The 6,423-nt window shown below is 49.4% G+C and carries 6 protein-coding genes; all 6 read right to left on the bottom strand.

Annotated features, from left to right (window positions below; translation table 11 throughout):
• Window positions 1-159 precede the first annotated feature (159 nt).
• Window positions 160-1,455: an adenylosuccinate synthase gene (locus XMA152_RS10575; RefSeq protein ID WP_173483580.1), complete on the bottom strand. Its 1,296-nt coding sequence runs from the start codon at window positions 1,453-1,455 to the stop codon at window positions 160-162.
• Window positions 1,456-1,478: 23 nt separating this feature from the next.
• The gene (locus XMA152_RS10570; protein WP_173483579.1) at window positions 1,479-2,654 is read right to left on the bottom strand and encodes an ATP phosphoribosyltransferase regulatory subunit; all 1,176 of its coding nucleotides are present in this window, start codon (window positions 2,652-2,654) and stop codon (window positions 1,479-1,481) included.
• A 21-nt stretch (window positions 2,655-2,675) separates the two neighbouring features.
• Window positions 2,676-2,882 carry a DUF2065 domain-containing protein gene (locus XMA152_RS10565; RefSeq protein WP_173483578.1) on the bottom strand — a complete coding sequence of 69 codons (207 nt, stop codon included), beginning with the start codon at window positions 2,880-2,882 and terminating at the stop codon, window positions 2,676-2,678.
• A 103-nt stretch (window positions 2,883-2,985) separates the two neighbouring features.
• The gene (gene hflC, locus XMA152_RS10560; protein WP_173483577.1) at window positions 2,986-3,867 is read right to left on the bottom strand and encodes a protease modulator HflC; all 882 of its coding nucleotides are present in this window, start codon (window positions 3,865-3,867) and stop codon (window positions 2,986-2,988) included.
• 1 nt (window position 3,868) lies between these two features.
• Entirely contained in the window at window positions 3,869-5,071 is a 1,203-nt protein-coding gene (hflK, locus tag XMA152_RS10555) for an FtsH protease activity modulator HflK (RefSeq protein ID WP_173480702.1), read from the bottom strand.
• Window positions 5,072-5,115: 44 nt separating this feature from the next.
• Entirely contained in the window at window positions 5,116-6,420 is a 1,305-nt protein-coding gene (gene hflX / locus XMA152_RS10550; RefSeq protein ID WP_173483576.1) for a ribosome rescue GTPase HflX, read from the bottom strand.
• Window positions 6,421-6,423 lie beyond the last annotated feature (3 nt).

The raw sequence follows: 6,423 nt of genomic DNA, 5'->3' as shown, positions 1-6,423 counted from the left end.
GACAAACTCGCCGAGCTTTGAGTTTCACAAAGCTTTGCTAATTGCAGTTTAAATACTCTGTTATACCTGGACATAAAAAGACCCCCGATAATTGGATTGTTATGTCCAACTATTGGGGGTCAGTTCAATTAAGCCGGCTTTCTAGTATCAAGCAACGAATTACGCGTCGTAGGGATCACGTAAAACGATGGTTTCAACACGGTCTGGACCCGTCGAAACGATGTCGATAGGCGCTTCCATTAGCTCTTCGAGCTTAGCGATGTATGCACGCGCATTCTCTGGCAACTGTTCTAGAGTTTGAGCACCGATTGTCGACTCACTCCAACCAGGCACTGACAGGTACTGTGGAGTCACTTTTTCGTAATCTTCACTGCCGTTCAAAGAGTATACGTCGTTACCTTCAGCATCTTTATAGCCGGTACAGATCTTGATCTCTTCCAGGCCATCCAATACGTCCAGTTTAGTCAGACAGATACCAGACACAGAGTTCACTTGAATCGCATGTTTCAGTGCAACTGCGTCGAACCAACCACAACGACGAGCACGACCTGTAGTCGAGCCAAATTCATGGCCACGTTCAGCAAGGCGCTGGCCGATTTCACAATCCAATTCAGTTGGGAAAGGACCACCACCAACACGTGTCGTGTAAGCTTTAGTAATACCTAGGATGTAATCTAGGTAGAGTGGACCAAAACCAGAACCCGTAGAAGTACCACCCGCCGTTGTATTCGAAGAGGTTACGTATGGGTAAGTACCGTGGTCGATATCAAGAAGAGAGCCCTGCGCCCCTTCAAACATGATATTTTGACCCGCTTTACGCATTTCGTGCAGTTTAGCGGTCACATCCACGACAAGCGGAAGCAACTCTTCTGCCATTTCGAAACACTCTTTAAGGACCGCTTCGTAGCTTACCGGTTCTACTTTGTAGTAATTCTCTAGCATGAAGTTATGGTACGCCATCACCTCTTCTAGTTTCTTAGCGAACATCTCGCGATCCTGAAGATCACCAAGACGTAGACCACGGCGAGATACTTTGTCTTCGTATGCTGGCCCAATACCACGACCTGTAGTACCGATCTTGGCATTACCGCGAGCGATCTCACGCGCCTGATCCAGCGCAATGTGGTAAGGCAGAATCAGGGGGCAAGCTGGGCTAAGACGTAGACGTTCACGAACAGGAACACCGGTCTCTTCAAGCTGCTTCATCTCTTTTAACAGAGCGTGCGGAGACAACACCACACCGTTACCAATCAAACACTGAACGTTTTCACGAAGAATGCCTGAAGGAATCAGGTGAAGGACGGTCTTTTCACCATCGATTACCAGAGTGTGGCCCGCATTGTGTCCGCCTTGAAAGCGAACAACCGCTGATGCTTTATCCGTTAGAAGGTCAACGATTTTACCCTTGCCCTCGTCACCCCATTGGGTACCGAGAACTACGACATTTTTGCCCATTAGTATCTCAACTATTCGTTTACTTAGAGAGTGGTAACAGTCCACTCAGAATTTTCTTTTACCAGACGACGATCGCAGTGCGTTGGCACTGCTGCATTGTCTAGCTCATAAACCACTCGTTCGCCCTGCGCACGCAGTGCTGCGACAGCTAGGACCAACGATGAATCTTCCATTTTCGGCGCCAAAATCGCCAAACTTGGCTCTGGCACTTCATCCAACGCCAATGTAACCAGTGTTTTCAGATCGGCACTGAAGCCAGTAGCGGGACGCGCACGACCAAAGTCCGCACCGATCTGGTCATAGCGACCACCTTTTGCCAGCGCTTGGCCAAACTTAGGCGAGTAGGCTGCGAAAACAACACCTGTATGGTAGCTGTAACCGCGCAGCTCACCCAGGTCAATGTAGATACCGATTGATGGGTGCGCTGTTTTAACACGATCAGCAATCGCAGCAACGTGATCGACAGCAGCAAGAATGGCCGCGTTATCCGCAAAGAGTTCGCGTGCACGCTCCAGCGCCTGCTCTGAGCCATTTAAGGTACCCAAGGCGGCAAGCTTGTTTTTGATCGAGTCTGATTGATCAAGCTGATCAACAAATTGCGACAGCTCAGGCAACGCCTTACGCTCTAGAATATCGATGTAGCTGGCAATCTCCGCTTCAGAAAGACCCGCTTCGGCAACCAATTCAGTGAATACACCTACATGGCCTAGATCCAGATTGATTGCTCCTTTGACACCGACCTGAACCAAAGTGTCGAGCATCAGAGCGATGACTTCTGCATCACTGTCAACGCCTTCGTGCCCGAACAACTCAGCGCCAATCTGCATGGGGTTGCGCGATGCCAACATATTCACCGCACGAGTGTGAAGTACTGAACCACAGTAACAGAGACGGCTCACGCCATCTGAACGCAGACGATGGGCATCAATACGCGCGACCTGTGGCGTAATATCCGCTCGAATACCGAGCATGTGACCAGAAGTCTCATCGGTCACTTTGAAGGTACGCAGACCTAAGTCACCACCCACACCGGTCAACAGTGACTCAAGGTGCTCAGCAACCGGAGGCATCACTAACTCGTACCCCCAGCCATGAAACAGATCCAACACTCGACGACGAACTAGCTCAACCTCGCGCGCAACGGGAGGGAGCAACTCTTTCATACCGTCAGGAAGTAGCCAGCGATCAGCCAACGCCATTATAAAAAACTCCGATACTCTTTATTTAGAAAGTATGAGTAGTGCAGTGCCTATTAACATAGAGGCCAGGCCAAAAGCACGAAGGGTCTTATCATTCACCATCGCCAGTTGACTCACCATAGAGCGCCAGCGGTGTGGATAGAGAAAAGGAATGATCCCTTCTATCACTAAAACCAAGCAAAATGCGAGCCAAAGCTCGTGCCAAAGCTCGTGCCAAAGTTCAGACATCTTAAGTACTGCTAAATCACAAAAAAACCGGGGCACGCCCGGTTGATCAATTTTAACACGAAAACGGGTGCCAATGGCACCCGCTTTTTAACACGACCTTGGTTTAGTTGGTCGCGTTTGGAGATGCGTTCTGCAGGTAACGGAAGAACTCACTATCCGGCTTCAGCAGCAGTACATCAGATCCATTATTGAATGACTCTTTGTAGGCAAGAAGACTGCGGTAGAAAGAGTAGAATTCACTGTCCTTGTTAAATGCTTCTGCATAGATACGTGCCGCTTCTGCATCACCCTCACCTCGAGTCACCTCCGACTCACGATAAGCGTTCGCTAGGATAACGGTGCTCTGACGGTCAGCATCTGCACGGATACCTTCTGCAAGCTCTTGACCACGTGAACGAAGCTCACGTGCCAGACGCTCACGCTCTGTGCGCATACGTTGGTAGACCGAGTTTGACACTTCAGACGGTAGATCGATTCGTTTAACACGAACATCAATCACGCTTAAGCCTAGCTCTTTTTCACTCAGCTCTGTCAGTGATGAAACGACGGTATCCATCACCTCTTCACGCTCACCAGAGACAACCTCAGTTAGTGTACGAGTACCAAACTGGTTACGCAGACTGGTTTCAATACGCGTCGACAAAAGATCTGCCGCACGGAACGAGTCACCAGAGGTTGCGGTGTAGTACTTCTCTACATCCGAGATAATCCACTTAACGTAAGAGTCTACCACTAGACGTTTTTTCTCTAGTGTAAGGAACGACTGTGGGCGAGTATCCAAGGTTTGAACACGAGCATCGAACTTACGAACGGTGTTCACAAATGGAATTTTAAAGTGCAGACCGGGTTTTAGATCGCTTTCGACCACTTCACCAAACTGCAGCTTCACGCCACGCTCGGTCTCTTTAACGATGTAGACCGAGTTACTAACAATCAACAACACCAATACGGCAAGTACCGATGTAAACATCGAAGTCGGTTTCATATTAACGACCCTCCCGTAGTGTACTAGTGCTTGAGCTGCCGATGCGGTTAATCACCTGCTGCGTTAACTCACGCATGCTGGAGTCATCTAAACGCACAGAGCGTGGCGTGTTAGCAATGGTATCTGCTTGGCGCTTCATCAATTGATCCAGCGGTAGGTACATCATGTTATTACCACCATCGACATCCACCATCACCTTAGGCGTTTTGCCCAACACCTCTTGCATCATATCGATGTAGAGACGTTCACGGGTGACACCAGGAGCCATCTGATATGCTTGCAGAAGTGATGTGAAACGATCAGCTTCACCGCTTGCTCGAGCAACGACTTCCTCTTTGTAAGCATTCGCTTCTTCGATCACACGCTGAGCGGTACCACGAGCTTCCGGAACAATACCGTTAGCGTAAGTTTCCGCCTCGTTTTTAACACGCTGCTCATCCTCACGCGCTTTGATCACGTCATCAAACGCATCTTGAACCTGCTGTGGTGCGGTTGCGTTTTTGATATTGACACGTGAAAGAGCAAGACCTGTGCCGTAACTGTCCATGTAGCTTTGTAGACGTGCCTGAACCTGTGTCGCGAGAATCTCACGACCTTCGGTCAAGATGCCGTCCAGGTTAGTCGAACCAACCGTATGGCGAAGTGATGATTCAGATGCATGTGACAGACTGGTTTCAGGGTCACGAACATTAAGAACAAATGCACGTGGATCACTGATCACATACTGAACCGTCATCTCTACATTTACGATGTTCTCATCACGAGTCAGCATCAAAGAGCCGTGGTCGTGGGTACGAACTCGAGTCACATTCACCTTAGTGACTTCATCCAGTAGTGGCGGGTTCCACTGCAGACCTGGCTGTACAGTTTCATGGTACTTACCAAGGCGAAGAACAACACCACGTTCCTGTTGATCGACTGTGTAGAAACCAAAGCCAGCCCAAGCAACCACTACAACCAGAGCAATGATGCCGAAGAAACCTGCACCAGGTCCTTTAACATCACCACCATTAGAACCACCAGAACCCCCAGAGCGTTTACCGCCAAAGATAGAGTTCAAGCGTTCTTGCAGCTTCTGCAACGCTTCATCTAGATCGGGTGGTCCCTGTTCAGGGCCGCCTGATCCACCACGGCGGCCATTATTGCCACCTGAGTTCCATGGATCCTGGTTGTCTTTACGACCACCGGGCTCATTCCAAGCCATAGTATTGCTCCATTACTTTAAAAATCTAAAACAAGCTAAACTTGTTACCACTGCTCTTCTTCAGCCGGCAGATAGCGCTCATGCGGAATATCTAAACGGCTTAAAATCTTTCTCAGCTCCTTCTCTTGGAGCCTTACCTCTAACCTAATACGACCCTCATCGGTAAACTGTTCATCGACCACCGCGTTTTGTGCAAACAACATGGCTCTGAACTGCCCCTGATTATGATCAAGCTCCACAATCTCGTGGAACATATCATTGGCCAGACGCTCGCGCAGCGCTTGAACAAGAAGATCAGTACCTACACCGGTTCTAGCCGATAACCAAACCCGAACAGGCACGCCTTGATCATCTCGATCGATACGAGGCTCTACACCCTCGAGTCCATCAATTTTATTGTAGACCTCCAGTGTAGGAACTTCATCCGCTCCTATCTCGTGTAACACATTATTAACTTGTGCAATGTGCTCACGACGCTCTTCATCTACCGCATCAATGACATGAAGAAGCAGTGTAGCTTCAACCGTCTCTTGAAGGGTCGCACGAAAGGACTCTACTAGTTTATGGGGGAGGTCTCGGATAAATCCAACCGTGTCAGCCAAAATAACTGAACCAATATCACTTAGCTCTAGCTTTCTTAAGGTTGGATCGAGTGTCGCAAACAGCTGGTCGGCCGCATAGACGTCCGCTTCGGTAATTCGATTAAACAGTGTCGATTTACCTGCGTTGGTGTAACCAACCAGAGAGAGCGTCGGAATCTCTGCACGGGCACGTGCTCTACGGCCCTGTTCTCGCTGCTTACGAACCTTCTCTAGGCGACCGGTAATCGCTTTAATTCTGGCGCGCAGTAAGCGTCGGTCGGTTTCAAGCTGGGTTTCACCAGGGCCACGCAGACCGATACCACCCTTTTGACGCTCAAGGTGGGTCCAACCTCTGATTAGGCGAGTCGACATATGTTCAAGCTGAGCCAACTCAACCTGCAGCTTACCCTCATGGGTTCGAGCGCGTTGCGCGAAAATATCAAGAATCAGGCCTGTACGATCAAGCACTCGACACTCAATTTCACGTTCGATATTTCGTTCTTGGCCGGGGGTTAGAGAATGATCAAAGATAACCAGCTTGGCATCATGCAGGCGCACGAGCTCTGCAAGCTCTTCAACCTTACCTTTGCCTAAAAAGAATTTTGAACTGGGTTCGGAGCGAGTCCCGAAGAGATACTCAACGGGATCAGCACCGGCAGAGAGAGCCAGCTCTTCTAGTTCTCTAGGATTGTCATTCGCATTAGGTCCAGGAAAATCAATGTGGACGAGAATCGCTGTCTCGCCCGATTCGGGACGATCGAAAAACAATTA

This window comes from Marinobacterium sp. xm-a-152 (genome assembly GCF_013282965.1).
GTDB lineage: Bacteria > Pseudomonadota > Gammaproteobacteria > Pseudomonadales > Balneatricaceae > Marinobacterium_E.
This window is presented reverse-complemented; position numbering and strand designations above follow the sequence as displayed.